Origin of the sequence: Rhodanobacter sp. B04 (genome assembly GCF_002001125.1) — a bacterium.
Lineage (GTDB): Bacteria > Pseudomonadota > Gammaproteobacteria > Xanthomonadales > Rhodanobacteraceae > Rhodanobacter.
This window is the reverse complement of sequence record NZ_MUNV01000026.1, coordinates 400,602-422,310: the sequence shown is the minus strand read 5'-3', so window position 1 is coordinate 422,310 and position 21,709 is coordinate 400,602. Positions and strand designations below refer to the sequence as shown.

At 63.8% G+C, this 21,709-nt stretch carries 20 protein-coding genes; 11 read left to right on the top strand and 9 right to left on the bottom strand.

Features of this window, described 5'->3' with window-relative positions; translation table 11 throughout:
* Positions 1–15: 15 nt before the first annotated feature.
* Complete coding sequence (locus tag B0E46_RS16700; protein ID WP_077556948.1) at positions 16–789, bottom strand: class I SAM-dependent methyltransferase; 774 nt, start codon at positions 787–789, stop codon at positions 16–18.
* Between the two features lie 210 nt (positions 790–999).
* On the opposite strand from B0E46_RS16700, the gene B0E46_RS16695 reads away from it, so the two are divergent.
* From B0E46_RS16695 to B0E46_RS16670, 6 genes are all read left to right on the top strand, one after another.
* Complete coding sequence (locus B0E46_RS16695; RefSeq protein ID WP_077556845.1) at positions 1,000–2,421, top strand: hypothetical protein; 1,422 nt, start codon at positions 1,000–1,002, stop codon at positions 2,419–2,421.
* 261 nt (positions 2,422–2,682) lie between these two features.
* On the top strand, positions 2,683–4,992 hold the full coding sequence (locus B0E46_RS16690) for a transferrin receptor-like dimerization domain-containing protein (RefSeq protein WP_077556844.1): 2,310 nt from the start codon (positions 2,683–2,685) through the stop codon (positions 4,990–4,992).
* A 198-nt stretch (positions 4,993–5,190) separates the two neighbouring features.
* Positions 5,191–6,534, top strand: a complete 1,344-nt coding sequence (locus tag B0E46_RS16685) for an FUSC family protein (RefSeq protein ID WP_254425201.1) — start codon at positions 5,191–5,193, stop codon at positions 6,532–6,534.
* A 206-nt stretch (positions 6,535–6,740) separates the two neighbouring features.
* On the top strand, positions 6,741–7,400 hold the full coding sequence (locus tag B0E46_RS16680; protein ID WP_077556842.1) for a glutathione S-transferase family protein: 660 nt from the start codon (positions 6,741–6,743) through the stop codon (positions 7,398–7,400).
* Positions 7,401–7,453: 53 nt separating this feature from the next.
* Positions 7,454–8,164, top strand: coding sequence for a DUF899 family protein (locus B0E46_RS16675; protein ID WP_077556841.1), 711 nt, complete (start codon positions 7,454–7,456; stop codon positions 8,162–8,164).
* 543 nt (positions 8,165–8,707) lie between these two features.
* On the top strand, positions 8,708–10,255 hold the full coding sequence (locus tag B0E46_RS16670) for a glycosyltransferase family 39 protein (protein ID WP_077556840.1): 1,548 nt from the start codon (positions 8,708–8,710) through the stop codon (positions 10,253–10,255).
* 49 nt (positions 10,256–10,304) lie between these two features.
* On the opposite strand, the gene B0E46_RS16665 is transcribed toward B0E46_RS16670, so the two are convergent.
* Positions 10,305–10,688 (bottom strand): helix-turn-helix domain-containing protein, encoded by a 384-nt coding sequence (locus B0E46_RS16665; RefSeq protein ID WP_077556839.1) that lies wholly within the window; start codon positions 10,686–10,688, stop codon positions 10,305–10,307.
* A gap of 99 nt (positions 10,689–10,787) precedes the next feature.
* Here B0E46_RS16665 and B0E46_RS16660 point away from each other — a divergent pair, with 99 nt between their 5' ends.
* A complete protein-coding gene (locus B0E46_RS16660; protein WP_077556838.1) occupies positions 10,788–11,534 on the top strand; it encodes a glucose 1-dehydrogenase in 747 nt (248 codons plus the stop codon).
* A 58-nt stretch (positions 11,535–11,592) separates the two neighbouring features.
* Here the strand turns inward: B0E46_RS16660 and B0E46_RS16655 are convergent, their stop codons facing one another.
* The 7 genes from B0E46_RS16655 to B0E46_RS16625 all read right to left on the bottom strand — a co-directional run bounded on the left by B0E46_RS16655 (position 11,593) and on the right by B0E46_RS16625 (position 18,106).
* Positions 11,593–13,074 carry a DHA2 family efflux MFS transporter permease subunit gene (locus B0E46_RS16655; protein WP_077556837.1) on the bottom strand — a complete coding sequence of 494 codons (1,482 nt, stop codon included), beginning with the start codon at positions 13,072–13,074 and terminating at the stop codon, positions 11,593–11,595.
* A gap of 190 nt (positions 13,075–13,264) precedes the next feature.
* Complete coding sequence (msrA, locus tag B0E46_RS16650; protein WP_077556836.1) at positions 13,265–13,774, bottom strand: peptide-methionine (S)-S-oxide reductase MsrA; 510 nt, start codon at positions 13,772–13,774, stop codon at positions 13,265–13,267.
* Positions 13,771–14,220, bottom strand: a complete 450-nt coding sequence (gene msrB / locus B0E46_RS16645) for a peptide-methionine (R)-S-oxide reductase MsrB (RefSeq protein WP_077556835.1) — start codon at positions 14,218–14,220, stop codon at positions 13,771–13,773. Before msrB ends, msrA begins: the two co-directional genes overlap by 4 nt.
* A gap of 154 nt (positions 14,221–14,374) precedes the next feature.
* Entirely contained in the window at positions 14,375–15,478 is a 1,104-nt protein-coding gene (locus tag B0E46_RS16640; protein WP_077556834.1) for a diguanylate cyclase, read from the bottom strand.
* Between the two features lie 291 nt (positions 15,479–15,769).
* Positions 15,770–16,648, bottom strand: a complete 879-nt coding sequence (locus B0E46_RS17820; protein WP_168171238.1) for a hypothetical protein — start codon at positions 16,646–16,648, stop codon at positions 15,770–15,772.
* A 258-nt stretch (positions 16,649–16,906) separates the two neighbouring features.
* Positions 16,907–17,608 carry a histidine phosphatase family protein gene (locus tag B0E46_RS16630; RefSeq protein ID WP_077556832.1) on the bottom strand — a complete coding sequence of 234 codons (702 nt, stop codon included), beginning with the start codon at positions 17,606–17,608 and terminating at the stop codon, positions 16,907–16,909.
* A gap of 93 nt (positions 17,609–17,701) precedes the next feature.
* The gene (locus B0E46_RS16625; protein WP_077556831.1) at positions 17,702–18,106 is read right to left on the bottom strand and encodes a hypothetical protein; all 405 of its coding nucleotides are present in this window, start codon (positions 18,104–18,106) and stop codon (positions 17,702–17,704) included.
* A 456-nt stretch (positions 18,107–18,562) separates the two neighbouring features.
* On the opposite strand from B0E46_RS16625, the gene B0E46_RS16620 reads away from it, so the two are divergent.
* From B0E46_RS16620 to B0E46_RS16605, 4 genes are all read left to right on the top strand, one after another.
* Positions 18,563–19,660 (top strand): hypothetical protein, encoded by a 1,098-nt coding sequence (locus B0E46_RS16620; RefSeq protein ID WP_254425191.1) that lies wholly within the window; start codon positions 18,563–18,565, stop codon positions 19,658–19,660.
* A gap of 316 nt (positions 19,661–19,976) precedes the next feature.
* Positions 19,977–20,819 (top strand): MnmC family methyltransferase, encoded by an 843-nt coding sequence (locus B0E46_RS16615; protein WP_077556947.1) that lies wholly within the window; start codon positions 19,977–19,979, stop codon positions 20,817–20,819.
* Between the two features lie 182 nt (positions 20,820–21,001).
* Positions 21,002–21,358 (top strand): hypothetical protein, encoded by a 357-nt coding sequence (locus tag B0E46_RS16610; protein WP_139350597.1) that lies wholly within the window; start codon positions 21,002–21,004, stop codon positions 21,356–21,358.
* A 4-nt stretch (positions 21,359–21,362) separates the two neighbouring features.
* A complete protein-coding gene (locus B0E46_RS16605) occupies positions 21,363–21,602 on the top strand; it encodes a helix-turn-helix transcriptional regulator (RefSeq protein WP_077556828.1) in 240 nt (79 codons plus the stop codon).
* Positions 21,603–21,709: the final 107 nt, after the last annotated feature.

The following is a 21,709-nucleotide window of genomic DNA, read 5'->3' as shown; positions in this document are numbered from 1 at the left end:
TCGATGCCATCCGGCCTATTTCGCAGGCTTGCGGAAGCGGTAGATGAACTGGTCGGTATGGCCGCGTATCGACGGATCGAACACCTTGTCGCCATGGGTATCGGCGGGGTTGTGCAGCGCCTGGCTCTCGCCGTCGAAGACGAAACCGGCCGCCGCGACTTCCTGCTTCACCACCGCCGGATCGATGCGGTGCAAGGTGTCGGTGTCGGCAATGCCCGAGCCGGCCGGCGCCACGTGATCGATGATCACGAACAGGCCACCCGGCTTGAGCGCCGCGTAGACCTCCTTGTCGAACTTCGCCATGTCGACCGGCCCCATGAACGAATCATGGTAGTCGTGGTAGTTCTGCGAGGTGAACACCAGATCCACCGGTTTCGGCGCGCTCAACTGTGCTGCCGGCTGCTGCAGCAGACTGACGTTGGCGTAGTGCGGTGTGGCGACCAGCTTCTGCCAGTTGGCCAAGCTTTTGGCGGAATATTTTCCCATCTCGTTCGGCCATACCGTGTAGACATGCCCCTGCTCACCCACGATGGCGCTGAACACGCGCGTCCAGTAGCCGCTGCCGGGCGCCAGCTCCAGCACGCTCTGACCAGGCTTGACCTCGGCGAACGTCATCACCTCGGCAATCTTGCGGCGCGCATCGTCGGCGGCATCGGCCTGCCGCGCCGGATCGGCAAGCGCCTTGGTAATCGCGGAGGATATGGGCCCATCACTCGCAGGCGCAGCCTGAATCAGGGGCGTTGCAATAAACGAAAGGGCAAGCAGCAAGGCCAGGGCAGTCGGACGCATCACGTACTCCTCCATCGGCAAGGAAACCGGATTGTGCTCCCGAACAGCCCTGCCGGCCCTGTGCCGCTTGGCATATGCGGCCCGAACGATTCGTCTTGGAGCAAAACACCCATGTCGGCCGTCACGCGACAGCGCGTGCGGACACTGGTAAAACTGGCGCCATCACCGTGCCTACCCAATCGTGCCTACCCAATGAAGACAGGAGCATCCATGCCGTCGCTTCGTCAAGGAATTCCGCTGGGTTGTGCCTTGTTGCTGTCCTGTGCCGCCATGCAAGGTCACGCACAATCGGCCTCGCAGTGGCAGGCACGCCAGGTGGCGGCCTCCGACAAATCCGAACAGATCATGCAGGAGGCCAACAAACATAAGAGCCTGCTGGCCCAGTACCAGATCATGCGCTATCCGTATGCTACCAATCCGGATCCCGCCTTCCACGTCATCTTTGGCCAGTACCTGAGCTGGTACCAGACCTTCATCGGCGATTATCCGGATGCTGCGGTCAGCTTTTCGATCCGGCAAACCGCCGAACGGGACGACCGCCCGTCGCCATTGAACGACCCCAACTATACCGCCCGTCCAGCACTAGAAGCGATCCCGGAACTGGCCAGGAACTACCGTGCCGTGTTCTTCAACGAGGCACACAACATACCGCTCACGCGCACGCTGACAGTGCAGTTGCTCGGCAAGCTTCGTGCGGAGGGCTTCAATTATTTCGCCGCCGAAACGCTTTACCAGACCGATACCGGACTACAGAAACGCGGCTATCCGACCCTGGAAAGCGGTTTCTACACCGAAGAGCCGATCTATGCCGAGATGGTTCGCACCGCCCTGAAACTCGGCTTCAAGGTGATCGCCTACGAGACGCTCTCCGATGCCAGCGGCGATATCCGAGAAGCCGAGCAGGCACGCAACATCTACCGGCAGGTATTCAAGGATGATCCGAACGCGCGGCTGGTGCTCGACGCAGGCTATGCACACATCCAGAAGTCCGGCGTCTACCTGGGCGGCTCCAGCATGGCCGAGCACCTGCACAAGCTCACCGGCATCGATCCGCTCTCCGTGGAGCAGACCATGTTGTACCCGCATCCATCCGCCAGCGACGATCACCCCTACTACGCCCCGATCGTGAAGCAGTTGCAGCCGCAAGAGCCGATCGTGTTCCTGGACAAGGCCGGCAAGCCGTGGTCACTGCGGCAGGGCTATGACGTCAGCGTGATCTTCCCGCCGCAGAAAACCCTTCGCAATCGCCCCACCTGGCTGAGCCTCGGTGGCGAGCGCAAGCCATATTTCGTCAACAGCGAGCGATGCAACCACACCTTCCCCTGCTTGGTCGAGGCGCGCTATGCCGACGAGGGTGAGGATGCCATCCCCGCCGACCGTCTGGTACTCGATCCGGTGCCGCTGAATGCGGTAACCATCGACCGCATAAGCAACGGCTTGCTCGGGCCTTCCAGCGAGCTTTACCTGCGACCGGGCAAATACAAGCTGACTTATACGGACGCCGACTCGCACTTGCTGTTTTCGCAGGATATGACTATCCCGGACGGAGGCATGGAAACCGATCAGCCTTCGGATCACCCGAACCCGCCATCGCGGAAAAGTGGAAGTGCTGCCAGCCCGAGAGGTCCATGAGTACCGGCCGGATCCATGCTTGGCTCGTTTCGTGCCGGTTACCGTGTCATGGCTGTTGGTGGATCGCATCACGACAACAGCCTTCCGCAGCCTGTTGCTGCCTGTTCCGCAGCAGTCATGCATGAGGCAGGCATGACTGATGTCCTAGGCAAGTTTCGGCGCATGCGCGTATAAGACCTGAAGCTGTCAGGCCGGATTGATGCTCACCCCGATCTGGCATCGTCACTTGCGCGACGATCAACCGATGGGGAGTGATAACAGATGACTCAATGGAAAATCCGCCCGCTAGTGGGGCTGGCCGGTGTACTGGCATCCTGCATTGCCGTCGGCGCAACCGACTATGCCCGTCACGACGATGGCGCCATGCTCGGCTTCACTCCCGCCAATGCCACCGTCCAGCAAAGCCTGGAACAACGCTTCGACGCCCAGCTCGATCCCGCCGACCAGCGCAGCTGGCTCAAGCAGATGTCGTCCGAGCCCAACCAGGTGGGGTCGCCGCACGACAAGGCCAACGCCGAGTTCATGCTGGCGAAGTTCCGCGAATGGGGCTGGGATGCGCACATCGAGACTTTCAGCGTGCTCTACCCCACGCCGAAGAAAGTGGCGCTGGAGCTGCTGGGGCCGAACCCTTACACCGCCAGCCTGAAGGAGCCGGCCATCGCCGGCGATGCCACCTCGAATGCCGGGGGTGCGTTGCCGCCCTACAACGTCTATGGCGGCGATGGTGATGTCACCGCCGAACTGGTCTACGCCAATTACGGCATGCCGGACGACTACAAGGAACTGGCTCGTCGCGGCATCGACGTGCGCGGCAAGATCGTGATCACCCGCTATGGCGGCGGCTGGCGCGGGTTGAAGCCCAAGCTCGCGCAGGAGCACGGTGCAGTCGGCTGCCTGATCTATTCCGACCCGCATGAAGACGGTTACGCCCAAGGCGATGCCTATCCGCAAGGCGGCTGGCGTCCGGCACAAGGCGTGCAGCGCGGCTCGGTGGCCGACATGCAGGTGTACCCGGGCGATCCGCTGACTCCTGGCATCGGTTCCACGCCAGGTGCCAAGCGCCTGGCGATCAAGGACGCCAAGACCATCCTGAAGATTCCGGTGCTGCCGATTTCCTATGCCGACGCCACGCCCTTGCTGCAGTCGCTGACCGGGCCGGTGGCACCGTCCGGCTGGCGTGGTTCGTTGCCGCTCACCTATCACGTTGGCCCGAGCACGGCCAAGGCGCACCTCATCGTGCTGTCTGACTGGGGCCAGAAGCCGGTCTATGACGTGATCGCCGTGCTCAAGGGTTCCACCGAGCCGGACCAGTGGATCGTGCGTGGCAACCACCACGACGGTTGGGTGTTCGGCGCCTGGGATCCGCTCGCCGGCAACGTGGCGTTGATGGCCGAAGCCAAGGCCATCGGTGGCCTGCTCAAGCAGGGCTGGCGGCCGCAGCGCACCCTGGTCTATGCCAGCTGGGACGGCGAGGAGCCCGGCCTGCTCGGCTCGACCGAATGGGCCGAGACGCACGCCGCCGAACTGCAGAAGAAGGCCGTGCTGTACCTCAACTCGGATACCAACGGCCGCGGCTTCCTCGATGCCGGCGGCAGCCACTCGCTGCAGCATCTGGTCAACCAGGTCGCCGACGGCGTGACCGATCCGGAAACCCACACCAGCGTGCGGGAACGCATGCGTGCGCACATGCTGGTGGAGGGCTACGCCAAGGATGCCAAGCCCGAGGCCAAGGAAGTGGCCAAGCTGGCGGCGGAGGGTGGCGACGTGCCGATCCAGGCGCTCGGCTCCGGTTCCGACTACAGCGCCTTCCTGGAACATCTCGGCATCGCCTCGCTCGACCTCGGCTTCAGCGGCGAGGACGACGACGGCGGCATCTACCACTCGCGCTACGACTCGTTCGACCACTACGTGCGCTTCGGCGATCCGACGTTCGAGTACGGCGTGGCGCTGGCCAAGGTGGCCGGCCACATCGTGCTGCGTACCGCCGATGCGAACGTGCTGCCGCTGCGCTTTGGTGACTTCAGCGGCACGCTCGACCGCTATGTGGGCGAATTGCACAAGCTGGTCGACGATACCCGCAAGGCCACGGCGGAACAGCACCGGTTGCTGGACCTGCACGCCTTTGCGCTCACCGCCGATCCGACCCGTCCGATCGCACCGCCCGAACGCGAATCCGACGTGCCCGCGATCGACCTGGCTCCGCTGGATCAGGCGGCCAAGCAGCTGCAACGGAGTGCGCAGGCCTATCAGACAGCCTATGCCAGGCGCGCCGCCAGCGGCTTCGACCTGACGGCCGCGCAACAGCAGCAGCTGAACCAGCTGATGGGCCGCATGGAACAAGCCCTGACCGACCCCGATGGGCTGCCAGGGCGCAGCTGGTTCAAGCACATGATCTACGCGCCCGGCATGCTCACCGGCTACGGCGTCAAGACCGTGCCCGGCGTGCGCGAGTCCATTGAAGCGCGCCGCTGGGACGAGGCCAATCGCTATGCCACGGTCACCGCGAAAGTGCTCGACGGCTACCGCGCACAACTCGACCAGCTGACGGCGTTGTTGAACAAACAGTCATAAGCGGCCTGCTTGACATCGGCAAGGGCGGCCAGGCGTGGGCCGCCCTTGCCGCGTCCTGATTCCCCACCTGCCGCATTCCATGGCTGGCGTCGACGGTAGACTGCGCGAATGATTCCTGCGCTCCTGACGCTACCTCTACCGCGCATGACGGCGAACATCGCCAGGCTCCTCCATGCGCTGCGGGAAGCCAGTGTGACCATGCTGGCTGCCATCGCCACCTTGTTGTGCGCGCTGGCAATCGCACCCGGGCCGGGCCCAGCGGTACTTGCCGTGGTGTTGTGTCTCTCGCTCTCGCGCAGCCACCTCGACCGCGATCTGCGAGGCCGCATCGAGGCGGCCATCGCGCTTCCCGTCGTCGGCCTGGTCGCGGTCGGTGTCGGCATTTTGTTGCATCGCGTGCCGTGGCTCGGTGCCTTCGTCTTCGTCGCCGGCATGTTCGTGTCGATCTGGCTGCGCCGGTTCGGTCCCATGGCACGGCGCGCCGGCTCGCTCATCGCGTTGCCGTTCGTGGTGCTGCTCACCACGCCGCATGTCCGGGCGGCGTCCATCGGCGCCATCCCGGCGCCGATCGTGCCCGTGCTCATCGCACTGCTGGCCTTGCTGTGGGTAAGTGCACTGCATGCGCTCGCTCGTCGCCTGCGCTTTCTGCCACCGGCGCGTGTCGCGGAACGTCCACCGGTCATATCGGAACGTGAAAGTTCGATGCGCCCGGTGGCGAGCACCCGGATGGCCATCCAGATGGCCGTTGCGCTCACCGTGTCCTTCATCGTCGGCTACGTCTTTTTCGCCGAGCGGTGGGCATGGATCGTGCTCACTGCGTTCATCGTCATCAGCGGCAATCGTGGCCGGCTGGATGTGGTGTACAAAAGCATGCTGCGCGTGCTGGGTGCGGCGGCCGGCACGGTCATCGCCCTGGTGTTCACCGTCCATCTCGGATCCCACGACTCGAGCACCGTCGCGCTGATCCTGGTCGCCATTTTTCTCGGCGTGTGGCTGCGCCCGCTGGGTTACGCATGGTGGGCGTTGTTCGTCACCCTTGCGCTGGCCCTGCTGCAAGGTTTCTCCGGTACGTCGGCACCGCTCGTCCTGTGGCCCCGGCTGGAGGAAATCGTGATCGGTGCCGTGATCGGCATCCTCTCCGCCTGGTTCGTGCTGCCCGTGCGCTCGACCGCCGTGCTGCGCCGACGCCTGGCCGATGCACTGGCGGCCCTCGCCGATGCGCTGGATCCCGCGCAGCCCGTGCGAACGCCCGCCGGCTTTGTCGCCGCGGTTGCCGCCGTCGAACAGCTGGCCCCAGCGTTTCGGGCAAGCCGTCTGGCGACAAGAAGCTTCCAGGCATTGCAGCCAGCCGACTGGGTGGATGCGCTGGTGGCTTGCCGCGATCCCGCGATCGCCCTGATCCACAAAAGCGAAACACCTGGCGCAGTGCGCCGGGCCGTCGGTGCAGCGCGCAAGTCGATGCGCGAGCCGGGTGAACTTCTGACCGCGTTGCAAAATCTGCATCGCGCGCTGGTTGAGCAACCGTTGCTCGTCACGACATAGCGATGCTCTTTGAGCAATCGCTCAATCGCCCGGAATTCCACCTGCCATCGTGCATCGTAGCCGTGGGCAGCTCCATACTCTTGCTCGACATGTCCGCTGGACCAGAGCAGCGACAACAGAAACCAGCCCGATTCAGCCGCACCGTGTCGATATCGCGAATGCCCATTCGTCGTACGGGAAGAACCACGCGCGCGAGGCCATCCACTATGACGCTCAAGCTCTACGCCCACCCCTTTTCCTCTTACTGCCAGAAAGCGCTGGTTGCGTTGTACGAGAACGACACGCCGTTCGAATGGCGCCGGCTGTCACAAGACGACCCGCAGCTGTTCGAGGAATTCGCGACGCTCTGGCCACTGAGGCGCTTTCCCGTGCTGGTGGACGAGGGCCGCGTGGTCGCCGAGGCGAGCATCATCATCGAGCACCTCGGCCTGCATCACCCAGGCCCCGTGTCGCTGCTTCCTGCGGATGCCCGCGCCGCGGTCGAGGTTCGCAGCATGGATCGCTTCTTCGACAACTACATCTCGACCCCGCAGCAGAAAATCGTGGCCGACAGCCTGCGCTCCGCAGCCGATCGCGACCCTTGCGGTGTGGCCGAAGCACGCCACACGCTCGACACCGCTTACGGCTGGCTCGACAAGGTCATGGCCGACCGTGAATGGGCCGCTGGTGACCGCTTCAGCCTCGCCGATTGCGGCGCCGCGCCGTTCCTGTTCTATGCCGACTGGACGCATCGCATCGACGCCTCATTCGCCAACGTGATCGCCTACCGGAAGCGACTGCTGGCGCGACCGTCGTTCGCGCGTGCCGTCGACGAAGCACGCCCGTATCGCCCGCTGTTCCCGCTCGGCGCACCCGATCGCGATTGATCCGTTGCGCATCAATCAAAACGATGGATGCCTGCCCCAACCGGAGACTGAGCATGACCGACACATCCGCACTTGTTCCCGCTGCCGAACTGGCCAAACGCAACGGCATGCGCTTCCCTAACGAAAGCGCGGAGTACCGTCGCGCGCGCAATGCGCTGTTCATCGAGGAAATCGAACTGCGCCGGCACATCGAACGCGTCGCCGAACAACGCCGCGCACTTCCGCCCGGCGGCGAGGTGACCGGCGACTACCGCTTCGAAGGCGAACACGGGCCGCTCGACCTCGCCGGCCTGTTCGGCGACAAGCAGACCCTGGTCGTCTACAGCTACATGTTCGGCCCGCAGCGCGAGCGGCCCTGCCCGATGTGCACGTCGCTGCTGAGCGCGTGGGACGGCGAGGCCCGCGACATCCACCAACGCATCGCGCTGGCCGTGGTCGCACGCTCGCCGATCGAACGCCTCGCCGCCTTCAAGCAGGAGCGTGGCTGGCGCGACCTCAGGCTGTATTCCGACAGCAACGGCAACTTCAGCCGCGATTATCACGGCATCGACAAGAACGGCGGCGACGACGCAGCCTTCACTGTGTTCACCCGCCGCGACGGCACGATCCGCCACTTCTGGAGCGGCGAGATGGGTTCGGAAAGCGCCGATCCCGGCCAGGATGCACGCGGCGCACCCGACCTGATGCCGCTCTGGACCATCCTCGACGTCACACCCGAAGGGCGCGGCACCAACTGGTATCCAAGGCTCGACTACCCGACCTGATGCACCCGCCGGTCAGGTCGACAGCATCAGCCTGACGACCTGCGTCCGTGCCGGACGATCACGCCAGCCGGAGGGCGCGGCTGGGCCGGAGCACGCTGTTTTCACTGATCCTGATCATGCAAAGGAGGCGCATGCTCCTGGCGCTGGCTGTTTGAGCCGCGCGCCGGACGATGGCGCGTCCATCAAACCCCGCAATCATCCATGCATCGAATCAGCGAACCGGCTCGATACGCCAGGTGAATATGCGCGCTTGCCTGTCGTGCGACACCGATCCACCCGCGCAGATCCGCCGTGCGGAATCATTCCGGGTCGAAGTCGGACCGTGCGCTTTACACATCCTTGCTCCGCCATCGCCAGCCCCGCACTGAACGCGTCCCAACCCACCGCACCTTGCAGACAACCGATTCATTCCAGCCGCGTTAGATTCCACATTCCTGCCTGGATAGACCGCCGAACTGTCACGCCCGTGAAACACTACCCATCCATGCCGCGCCGTGCCATGGCTGTTCGTATCACCACTGCAATCACCATGGCTGCTTCGACGTGAACACACTCAAGGCCAGCGATCCGCAGCAAGCCGGCGCCGTCGGAGCATGGTCGACGGGCGACATCGCGTGGGTGCTGTCGATCCTGCTCATCGGCCTGACGGCGCGGCTGCTGCACATCGAAAGCCAGCCGTTCTGGCTCGACGAGGCACTGACCTATCAGCGTATTCATCTCGACCTCGGTGGCCTGATCGCCGACAGCTTCAGCAACCGGCACATGCCGAGTTATTTCCTGATGCTGCAGCTGTTCTCGCAATTGGATTCAGCCAACGCATGGTTGCGGATACCGTCGGCGTTGTTCGGCGCCTTGTCGGCAGGCATGGTGTTCGTCATTGCGCGACGCATCGGCGGCCGCAGTGCCGCGATCGTCGCTGGCCTGTTGATGGCGTTGTCGCCGCTGCAGGTGCAATACGGCCAGGAGGCACGCTCGTATACGCTCGTCACCTTGCTGATCACCGTCGCCCTGTGGGGCCTGGTGCGCCTTGCGCAAAATCCCGTGCGGGCTTCGCTGGGCATCCGCCACGCCGGATTCGACCGCTGCGGCTGGGTTTCCTACGTGGTCGGCACGATCGCCGCACTGGATGTGCTCGGCGATGCGGCTCCCTGGCTGATTGCCGCCAACATCTCGATGTTGCTGATCTGGCGCAGCCTGCGCGGCACCCAACCGCCAGCGCAGAGCACGGGCTTTTGGCACAACTGGCTGCTGAGCCTGGCAGTCATCCTCGCGTGCTGCGTGCCCTTTTACGGCGCGATACTGGCGGCCAGCGATGGCCAGATGCTGCAGAAATTCGACTGGATCCCTCCCTTGAGCTGGCGAAATCTCCAGGTCGCCGCCAAGAGTGCTTACCTGATGCGTATCGCTGCCGTAGTGCGTTTCAGCGTGCTGCCCACGGCCGTGCCCTTGCTCGGGCTGCTGGTGGCCGTACTAGGCGGTATCGGGTTGTTCCGCATGCGCGGACGACTGGAAGGCCGCGTCCTGCTGCTGGGCTTCGCGGCATTGCCGCTGTTGCTGCTGGCCATTTCGCTGGTCAAGTCCATGGTGTTGCCGCGCTATATCCTGTGGAGCGCGGCACCGTTTTTCATCCTGGCCGGGATCGGCGCCACCGCGCTGCCACGCCGAATCGTACCGGCAGCGGTTGCGGCACTCCTGCTGTTGTGCGCGGTCAATCTTGCACCGGTCTACAGGACCGAGACGAAACCGCGCTGGGACAAGGCCGCCGCCACGCTGGCCGCCAACGTCCGCCCTGGCGATACGGTATTCACCGGCGATCCGAATGCGCCCACCATGCTCGCCGTGCTGCAGCCAAAGGACGCCACGCCGATCGGCAGCACCGCACTGGTAACGCCTCGATTCGACGTGGCGTTGGCGCGCTGGAAACAAGGCAGCCGCGTCTGGGCGGTGAACGGTCGTTCGGCGATGGGCCAGCGCGAGGAACTCGACGCGTTCAAAACGCGCGTCGCCGCGCTGGGCACACCTGCCCTGGAAATCCCCGAGGGCAAGGAAATCACCATCTTGATGTTTGCTGCACCCAGGACCGGCACCTGATCCGGAGTGCCGCCGCCGAAAAGCGCACACCGCTCCTTCGCCGCCCGTCTCAGCCGCCCTGCTTCCTGGCGGTGGCCTGCTTGCGCTTGACGGCGCGGGTACGGCCCGCAGCCTGGACGCGATGTGCGTTCAAGATCGCGGGAAGCAATCCAGGGAAGCGCTGCTCGATTTCATGGCAACGGCTGGTGTTGTGCATTTCCACGCCATGCCGTTCGCTACGCACCAGCCCAGCCTCCCTGAGCGCGCGGAAGTGCTGTGAAAGCGTGGACTTGGGGATGTTGCGGTCGCTGATCTGCAGGAAGTTCGAGCAGATGTTGGTGCACGTCGCACCCGCCAGTTCCGCGTAGATCGCCACCCGCACAGGATCGGACAAGGCATGCAGGATGCCCTCGACGGTGATGTCTTCGATCGTTGGGTGAATCAGCGGCCTCATGGTTTTGATGGTAGCAGCCCTTGACATCTAGTTCCATAGTTCATAAGTTACGAACTAATGGAGTACAGAACATTACCACCACCCACCGCAGGAAACGTCATGAGCAAGCTCACCGGTAAAGTCGCCATCGTCACTGGCGCATCCAAAGGCATTGGCGCGGCCATTGCCAAATCACTGGCCGCCGCCGGCGCGTCCGTCGTCGTCAATTACGCTTCCAGCAAGACCGGCGCCGAAAGCGTCGTCGCCGAGATCGGCGCAGCCGGCGGCAAGGCGGTTGCCGTGCGCGGCGACGTCTCCAAGGCCGCCGATGCGCAAGCCATCGTCGACGCGGCCATCGCGCAGTTCGGCCGGCTGGACATCCTCGTCAACAATTCCGGCGTCTACGGGTTCTCCCCGCTCGAGAGCATCACCGAGGAAGACTTCCACCGGCACTTCAACATCAACGTGCTCGGCTTGCTGCTGACGACCCAGGCCGCCAGCAAGCATCTCGGCGAGGGCTCCAGCATCATCAACATCGGCTCGGTCGTCACCCGCATCACTCCACCGGGTAGCGCGATCTACACCGGCACCAAGGGTGCAGTGGACGCCATCACCGGTGTGCTTTCGCGTGAACTGGGCCCGCGCAAAATCCGTGTCAACGCGCTGAACCCGGGCATGATCGAAACCGAAGGCACTCATGCTGCCGGTTTCATCGGTTCGGATTTCGAAGCGGGCACCGTCGCGCAAACCCCGCTGGGTCGACTCGGCCAACCGAACGACATCGCCTCGATCGCCGTGTTCCTGGCTTCGGATGATTCGTATTGGCTGACCGGCGAGCAGCTGCTTGCCGGCGGTGGTGTGCGTTAAGCGACACTTCAAAGGGGCGCATTCCGGCATCGGAATGCGCCCGGGCGACGGCTGGCATTCAAGGCATCGATACGGGCTGGTCGCGTTCCCTCACACCCGCGTTCGTGCGCAACAGCGCAGCGGCAAGCGACGCGCCAAGCACGGCGAAACAGGCCCCCGCCAGGAAAGCGGCCTGGTAGCCGCCAGCAAGCGCAGCGGGCGCCGCAAGGCCGCTCGCCAGCAGGACTCCGCTGCGGGAAGCCGCCAGGCTGGCAAGAATGGCCAGGCCCAGTGCGCCGCCCATCATGAAAGCCGTGTTGACCACGCCGGAAGCCAGACCGGACTCCGCGGGCGACACATCGTTCATGGCGGCCAGCAGCACGGGGTTGAGTGCGATGCCGGCACCCAGGCCAAGCAGCACCATGCCGGGCAGGATATCGATCACGAAGCGGCCTGCGGCCGGCGCCCGCGCGAACAGCAGCAAGCCCGCCGCAGCCAGCAGGAGGCCAAGCGCCAGCGGGCGACGGATACCGAAGCGCATCACCAGCTTCGCCGAGATCCCCAGCGAGAATGCCGCCATGATCAGATTGGCTGGCAGGAAGGCCAGCCCCACCTGCATCGGGTCATAGCCGAGCACCAGCTGCATGTAGAGCGCGGACAAGAAGAACCACGCAAACATCGCTGCCGCCCACAGCACGCCGACGATATTGGACAACACAAGATTGCGCAGCCTGAAAAGCCGAAGCGGCATCAATGGCACGCGCACGCGCGCTTCAACCAGCAGGAACAGCGCCAGCAAGACGACCGCGACCAGCAGTTGCCCGAGCGTACGCCGCGATGTCCAACCCAATTCGTTGCCGTTGACGATGGCATAGACGGCAAGCATCAGCGCGGCGGTCACGCTCACCGCACCGAGCACATCCAGATGCCGTGATGCCGCCTCGCCCAACACCGCCGGCAACAGCCGCAGGGAAAGCACGACCACGCCGATGCCGATCGGCAGGTTGACCAGGAACACCCAATGCCAGCTCAGGCTGCTGGTCAGCACGCCGCCCAGCATCGCACCGAGGCTGCCACCGCCGGCGCAGACGAAACCGTAGACACCCATCGCCCTGGCGCGATCTGCCGCTTCGGTAAACAAATCCATGATCAGCGACAGCGCCACCGCCGTTACCACGGCGCCGCCGAGCCCCTGCACGCAGCGCGCAACCACCAGCGCGGCCTGCGTGGTGGACACCCCGCAGGCCAGCGATGCCAGCGTGAACACCACGATGCCGATCAGGAACACGCGCCGATGCCCGTAAAGATCACCGAGCCGGCCGCCAAGCAGCAGGAAGCCGCCATAGGTCAACATGTACGCATTCACCACCCAGGCCAGCGTCGTCTCGGAGAATTTCAAGTCCGCCTTGATCGATGGCAACGCGACATTCACGATCGTCGTGTCGAGCACGATCATCAGGACGCCCAGGCACAGCACCAGCAAGGCCAGCCAGCGCCGCTCGCGGTGCGCATGCCGACCTGACGGCGCCACGATCGGATGCTCGATGGACGCCTTGTTCATGCGTGGACCTCGCTGATGGCGGGTTTGTGCCGCCTGGTCGGCAGCCTCACTCTTGCGTCGAACGGGCACGTCAGAAATCGACATGCGGCAGCAAGCCACAGGGGAACATCACGCTGCGCTGATCGCAAGCATGGCGGCCCGACTCCGGCCGCAGCATGGGCAGCGCCTCCACGGCCACCTGTTTGCAACGTCAGCCGGCCGCTTCGCGCCGAGGCAGTTTCCAGCCAGGCCGCACGAAGTGGCAGGTATAGCCATTGGGATAATGCTCGAGATAATCCTGGTGTTCGGGCTCGGCCTCCCAGAAGTCGCCCGCGGGCGCCAGCTCCGTCACCACCTTGCCGGGCCACAGGCCGGAGGCATCCACGTCGGCGATGGTGTCTTCGGCCACCCTCTTCTGCTCCTGCGAGGTGTAGAAGATCGCCGAACGGTAGGAGCTGCCGCGGTCATTGCCCTGCCGGTTCGGCGTGGACGGATCGTGGATCTGGAAGAAGAATTCCAGCAGCGCGCGATAGCTCAGCGTGGACGGATCGAAGACGATCTCGACGCCTTCCGCATGGCTGCCGTGATGGCGATACGTCGCGTTCGGCACGTCGCCGCCGGTGTAGCCGACGCGGGTGGAGATCACACCGGGATAGCGGCGCAGCAGATCCTGCACGCCCCAGAAGCAGCCGCCTGCCAACACGGCACGTTCGGTGCTCATCGCACGTCCTCCACCTGATCCAGGTAATCGCCGTAGCCCTCGGCCAGCATGTCGTCGCGACGAATAAAGCGCAGCGAGGCCGAATTGATGCAGTAACGCAGGCCACCACGATCCCTTGGACCATCGGGAAACACATGCCCGAGATGGCTGTCGCCGTGCGCCGAGCGCACCTCGGTGCGGATCATGCCATGACTGCCGTCGCGCAGTTCGTTGACATTGGCGGGCTCGATCGGCCGGGTGAAGCTCGGCCAGCCGCAGCCCGATTCGAATTTGTCGGACGAGGCGAACAGCGGCTCGCCCGAGACGATGTCGACGTAGATGCCCGGCTGCTTGTTGTCCAGGTATTCGCCGGTCCCGGGCCGCTCGGTGCCGCTTTGCTGGGTAACGCGATACTGCTCCGGCGTGAGCTTCGCGATGGCATCGGGATGCTTGCTGTACTTGTTCATGAGCTTCACCTGTTTGAGACGCCGCCCCGGCTTGAACCGACACCCTGATCGAAGCCGACAACATTGTCCGGTGGATGGGATGGCGCATAGATTGGGTCGGCAACGCAAACTCCAACCTGCACACCGATGCATTACGAATCGAAACGGCCCACGGTTACGCGCAAAGCATCGCAACGACGCCATTACGGCCCTTGGCCTTGGCTTCGTAAAGCGCACGGTCAGCGACCACGATCAGGGATTCCGGCGGCTGCCTCGGGTCCGGACGGGCAGCACTCGCGCCGATGCTGACGGTGACGTGGTCTGCCACGACCGAGGCGGGATGGTCGATGGCCAAGGCCTCGATACGGCGGCACAGGTCTATACCAAGCCGCCGGGCCTCGTGCAGATCGCAGCCCGGCAACAACAGCACGAACTCCTCACCGCCATAGCGTGAGACATGTGCCTGCGTGCCATCCGCGATCTCGGCGCACAGGCGCGCCAGCACGCGCAGGCATTCGTCGCCGAACACATGGCCGCACGCGTCGTTGAGTGCCTTGAAGCAATCGACATCGACCAGCAGCAAGGCCAGGGATTCTCCCGCCCGCGCATGCCGCAGCCACTCCTGCGCAAGACGCTGGTCGAAGCTGCGCCGGTTGGCGATACCGGTGAGGCCGTCGCTCATCGACAATTGCTCCAGCTTGAGGTTGGCCAGTTCCAGCTCGCGCACCACGCGCGCAAGGTGGACGGCACCGGCGATCTGCAGCGCGACGGCATCGAACATCGCACACACCTCCGGCGTGAAGAAGTCCGCGGAGATGCTTTCGAGATTGAGCACGCCATGCAGGTGCGCGCGATGCCGGATCGGCACGAGATACTCGGATTTCACCCGGCAGTTGCCGGGCACGTAATCCGCATCCGCCTCCACGTCGGCGATCAACTGGGCCTCGCCGCTGCGCACGCAGCGGCCGGAGGCACCGACCGTCACCGGCCACGGCAGCTCACCGGGCAGGTCAAGCTCGATGCCCGACCAGACCTCCTGCACGAAATGCGTCCCCGCGTCGTTGAGCAGGATGATGCTGGCAATCGCCACGGGCAACCGTCGTGCCACGCAATCGACAATCCGCTGGAGCATGGCTTCGAGCGTATCGCCCTGCAGCGCCTCGATCGAGACCTGGGCCAGGATCTCGGTGAGCATCGCACGCCGATCGGACGCACCATGCTCGCTCCACGGAGGGCGCTGCTCCTGCGCGTGTTCGTCACATGCCCCGGGATGTGTCATGGCTGCAGCAGCTGGCCCCCTGTTTGGCCGAGTCTACGACGAGTCCGTAGGTTAAAGGGGCAAAAGACAAACGCGGTTCAGAATCCATGCCGGCGTTGATGATTCGGGCCAGCCGCTGCAAGCCGCGCGGGCAAAATGAATGCGTGCCTGACATAGCAATGCGGATCTGTGGCGAACACCGCACCATGGCGCAGACACCAAGCACGGCGATAACACCGAACATGCCCTTTCGCTGTCCGCTGCCACGGCGTCAGCCACCACCCGTGACAGGTGTGCAGTGCCTGCACCGCCCTACTGCTTTGGGCGACGCACTGCAGAATTCAATTCGCCCGCCATCGTTCGGCTGCGCCGACGTTTGCCCTCCTGCAGAACAGTATCGATATCCAGGTGTATCGCCCAGTGGCGTAGCGGGTGCCACGCATCCCGATCGTTGAAAGTCAGCGTATGGATCGCGTGGTGGCGTAACAGCTTCCTGAACGCTTCGTCCCTGGCCCGGTCGATCTTCGACAGGTCGTCCCACATCCCGTAGAACGCGGCCACACGGTCCACCATGTCCGCCTCAATCAGATCCTCGACAACGAATTGCTCCGCGCCCTCGATATTCATGCGCACGACGACCAGGTCGGCAGGCAGCTCGCGGAGGATTCGTGACAGCCGCGCGGTGGGTACTTCGTCGTATTCCTCCCCCCGCTCCTGGAATAACGAATCGCCCTTTCCGTCACCGGCTGTGCGATAGAGCCTGATGGTGGCCTCCTTGAAATCGGGGCCGACCAAGGCGACATTTCGAAGATCCAGACGTGGGATATCGGCCAGATTGGCCGCGGCATCCGGGAAGTGTCGCGGACTCGCCTCGAATCCGAGAATACGCAGTTCGACGCTGGACGAAAACCATTGATGGACGAGGCGAATCTGTTTGCCCTCGGTGTGAACACCGCAATCCACGTACAGCACGGACATGTCGCTGCTGCCCAACTTGCGCCACGCAAAAGGGCCCAGCCGGGATATCCGGCGGATGATGGCTTTCGCAGCAAGCAGCATTGAATCCAGCGGAATGAGCGCGCCCGCCAAACGCGTGTGCCCTGAAGCCTTCAGTTTGTCGACCAGGTCCCAGTTCCACAACTTCTGATGCGGATGCCAAAGCATCCGCCGTATCGGGCGAGAATTTTCCATCAACTTTTTTCCTTGTCACGGGAAAAGGGAACAGAGACATTTCCTGACAGGAAAAATCACTCTGGCTCGATCATTCTACTTGTTGCCCGGCATCGTTGATGAACGCACGGCTTGAAGCGTGGCGACGCCATGAGTCCATGTCGCGCTGGCCTGTGCCTGTCGGAGACCGCTGGCCGGGAACCGTCTTCCATTGAAGTGTCCCATGGTCTAACCCAGGAATACCTGGAAGCACGGGCCCCAGCTCTCGCCGCAGGCAGATCAATGAACGGGCAACGGCGGGATCGCCAGGCTACGTTCGCCGTCACCGGTCGCCCCGGTGAGCATGCTCGGTGGCAGATGACCGACATCGCCTACCGCGATGACCTTGAAGCGACCGTCCGCCTCGATGCGGATTCTGGTGATGCTGGCATTTCCCACCGACATTTCCAGCCACGCCTTGGTATCCACGCCCAACGCACGCGTGACCAGATAGCGGATCACGTTGCCGTGGCACACGAACAGCTCGGTGCGTTCACCGCCCATGGCAGGTTTGAAGTAGCGGTCGAAGACCCGGTCGAGCCGGGCTGTGCAGGCCGCCAGATCCTTCGGCTTTTCGCGCGCCATGATCTCAGTACGCCGGGTCGGCGGCGTGCATTCGGCAAGATCGTCGACCACCTCGAAATGACGTCCCGGGAAATCGCCGGCAATGATCGCCGCCGTGTCGCGCGCACGTTGCAGCGGGCTGACATACATCGCATCGAAACGTATCGGCAGGCCGGCCAGGCGCGCGCCCACCAGCTGCGCCTGCGCCACGCCGATCGGCGCCAGATGCGGCCCCGGCGGGTCGCCCAGGGCAGGGTCCGGCACGTAATAGCCGTGCCGCACCAGCACGATGGTTCGCGCCGAGGGCATCGGCGTGTCGGCGCCAAACGCCTGGTTGATCAGCAGCAGCAAGCAGCAGCCCAACAAGAATCTGTTCATCGCCGAAGTATCGCGCAACTGCAAGGCCCGCGGCGCCCGACAAAACCCAACGCGCCTGGTGCTGGCCTGATCCTGTTTTGGCGAGGCTGAACTTTATTTGGCCTGCAGGGTAGTCAAGACCTGCTGCGCGTCCGCATGCGCACCGTCCAGCGTCGTGCTCTTCAAGCCATGTTCGGCCTCGGTCAACGCAGCGTGCAACCTGGATTCGCTGGCCGCATCGCCTTTGGCATCGACGATCGCACCCTGCCCCTGACCCTTGCACGGGTTTGCCTCCTGGGCGTCGAATTCCTTGCCGGACGGTCCGACCAGACAGTTGATCACATGGTGCAGATGCGCATGCGCCGTCTTCAGATCCGCTGCGCCGAGCGCCATCCCGGCATGTGCACTGGCCGTGCCGACCTGCTTCGATACCGCGTCGGTATCCATCGCCTGCGCGAGCATGGGCAGCGCTGCAGCCAGCAGGAGCACCGGAAACCACCGAATGAATTTCTTCGTCATGGCACAACTCCGGAGCAACGCGGCATGTGCCGCAGTCACCACAGCATAGGCCCATGCCCTTCAGCGAAAAAGCGGCGGCCCTGGCCGACGTTGCATGCAGCGCCGAGAAGAGTGCGTGGCCACAGCATTGTCGTGCAGATCCATCCCGGAAAAGTGGATGCCGACCACCGTCTCCATTCCGGATGTAGCAGATCGAAAGCAGCCGCCGGATACCGCCGAACCGGCCATTCAGTTAATCGCCGCCATCCTCATTAACTCCTTAGCTTCTTATTGAAACGGCACGCAATAACTTGCAGCTACCAAATAGCCGCGATAGCCGCTAGCGTACGGCGGTCGCCATCGCATGGCGATACGGAGTTAGGGGCTCCGGGTTGTATTTTGTTTTGGGAATACCGGTGGACTTGGATAATCCAAGTCCGACGACCACTACACTTTGCTTCCAATGGGGAAAAACACATGCATTCCACAAAGACTTTCGGCGCACGCCGAATGATCAAGATCGCGATTGTTGCAAGTCTCGTTGGTGCGGCCTGGCTTCCATCGGCATTTGCCGCTCCTGCCGTCGAGAACGGCGTTGATCAAGCTCAAGTCCCTTCGATGGTGCAGGCCCAGGCCATTCAAAGCTGGCACGAGGACATGGTCCGCATGGCGGCGCCGTCGGAAGGCTGCTTCCAGGCCACATTTCCCAGCATTCTCTGGAAGCAGGTGGCATGCACCCAGGTACAACCATTTTCCCACCCCCTGCCGCGGCGCCCGAACGCCTTGACCAGGCTTTCGGAGAGCGCGGCTGGTGGCACGCAGACCACGGGCAATGGCAATGACTATGCCATCGAGGTTTCGGGACTGATCAGCAGCGCCACCGGAACCTTTCCTTCGGTCACGGGCGTGACTTCTGAAAAAGGCGTTGGCGTCGCTGCATTCGGTGGCGGCGGCATTCTGGGCCCGAACGAATACACGCTGCAGGTGAATTCGAATTACAACAAGACCACCAGCGCGTGCAAAAGCCATTCGGGTTGCACGGTCTGGCAGCAATTCATCTATTCCCCGGATTACAGCACCAAGGGCAAGGCAGCCGTTTTCATCCAGTATTGGCTGCTCGGCTACGGCGGCACCAGCTGCCCGAGCGGATTCGGCAGCGACGGCTCCGGTGATTGCTACAAGAACAGCTCTGCCGTAACGGCACCGGATGTGCCGGCCACCCAGCTGGCCAACCTCAAGATTTCCGGTACGGCCAAAACCGGCGGCAATGACACGGTGGTGTTCACCAACGGCACCACCGCCTATACGCTCAGTGCGAAGGACAGCGTGCTGGATATCGCGAGCGCCTGGGACCAGACGGAATTCAACGTCGTCGGCAACGCCGGCGGATCGGAAGCGGTGTTCAACTCCGGCTCGTCGATCACGGTGAATCTCGCAGTAAGCGATGGGAGCACCGCCACGCCGACGTGCGCCTCGAACGCCGGCTCGACCGGCGAGAGCAACAACCTGAACCTGGGCAGCTGCACTGCCACCGGTGGATCGTCGCCGTCGATCAAGTTCACCGAGTCGAACTGAGCACGCCCGATCGCGGCATGCTGAAATCCAGCTGACAAGCGTGGAAGCCGAGGGGCGCGTGCGCCCCTCGGCGTTTGTTCCGATGCCGGGCGCTGCGGTGAAAGCGGGCCTGAGTTACCTCCTGCCATGCCCTCCCTGGGCCGGGCCGATCAGCCGCACATACGTTCCTGCAACGACCGCTGACGGCTTTGATCTCACGTTGGAAACGTGCCCATGCAACGACTCCAGCCGCGCGGCGGGTTACGATGCCGCCCCTCGTCGCATCGTGGCCAACTGTCGCCGGTTCTTTGCGGCCATTTCAAGGAGATTGCCCATCGTGTCGCACTATTCCGGCCCCCTGCTCACGCACCCGATCGCCGAGGCACTGCTGGCCGCCCGCGATACCGGTGCAGGCGAATGGACCGGCTCGTTGGACCTGGGTCGCTCGATCGGCAACGTGCTGCTGGAAGCAGACTCCTGGCAATGGCGGGGTCAGCGCTATCCGTATCCGCACGCGCTGAAAGACCGCACGATCCATGTCTGGGACGGCGACGAGTTCATGCCGGTGGCGCGATATTCCGGCGCGCTGATCAAGCTGGTACCTACCGAATGGGGCGCACCCACCTTCGAGATCGACGGCATCAAGATGCTGCCGACGTCGAAGGAATCGCCGTTCGGAGATGCGCGCCGCAAGGTGGCGCTGATCGAGCCGCGCGGAAAGACGGTACTCGATACCTGCGGCGGCCTCGGTTATTTCGCGGCCTGCTGCCTGGAGGCCGGTGCCGCTCGCATCCACTCGTTCGAGAAGAACGCCGATGTGCTGTGGCTGCGCACGCTCAACCCGTGGTCGCCCGATCCGGACGCGCCCGCCAGCGGTGGCCGGCTTCAGCTCACCCACGCCGACGTGTCGCAGGCGGTCGCGCAGATCGCCGACGCCTCGGTGGACGCGTTGCTGCACGATCCGCCACGCTTCGGCATCGCCGGCGAGCTGTACTCGCAGGCGTTCTACGACCAGCTTGCACGCGTGCTGCGCCGGGGTGGGCGCCTGTTCCACTACACCGGCAGCCCGAACAAGCTCACCAGTGGACGCGATGTCCCGCGCGAGGTGGAAAAGCGGCTGGAGAAAGCCGGCTTCAAGGCGCAACTGGCGCTGGACGGCGTACTGGCGACACGGCGCTAGGCAAGGGCCTGCGAACCGAGGCGGCTCCGCACGGACCACCTGGTTAAAATGCTTGACATGATGTTATGTATGTTTGACATTATGTACACCGTAGCTGACCTGAAGATCGAATCATGTCATCACTTCAAAAACGGGCCTGGCTCGCCTTGTGGAGCATGTGCCCCGCCTACTGCATCTACTTCGTGGCCCAGATCGGGCTTCCGTACCTGCAGCCGACCATGCTGGAGCGCATCGGCTGCCTAGCCGTGGTGGCCAGTTTCCATGCCGTGGCTTATATCTGTGGCCTGCTCGTGATCAAGCGGCACGAAGCTGGCGATCCGCTCCTCCAGGACGAGCGCGACCGTGCCATCGACGGGCGCGCGACCCGCACCGCGTATTTCATCCTGCTGACGGGCATGATCGTGGTCGGCATGGTCATGCCGTTCAACAACGGTGGGTGGGAGCTCGTCAACGCGGCCCTGTTCTTCATCGTGCTGACCGAGACGGCGCGCTATGCGCTGATCCTGCTCGGCTACCGGCAGCCGCGCCTTGCCCGCTGAGTCGATGACCAACGAGGTCCGCCTGCTGCGCTTCCTGGCGCAGGACATGACGCAGGCCGAGCTGGGTCGACGCGTGGGGCTGACGCGGCAAACCATCGCCGCGATCGAACAGGGGCGTTATTCGCCCTCGCTGGACGTCGCCTTCCGCATCGCCCATCTCTTCGGCAAACGGGTCGACGAAGTGTTCCATTGGCAGCCAGGCGGGGATCAAGAAACGAAAACCCCAAACTCCGACGCGAGCTAGGGATGGCCTGAATAACTCGTCATCCCCAGACGCTCCACGGCTCCGCAACGCCTCGCCCCCGGCATGAGCGGGAGTCCTCGTCGTGATGTGACCTCGTTCAGACAGCA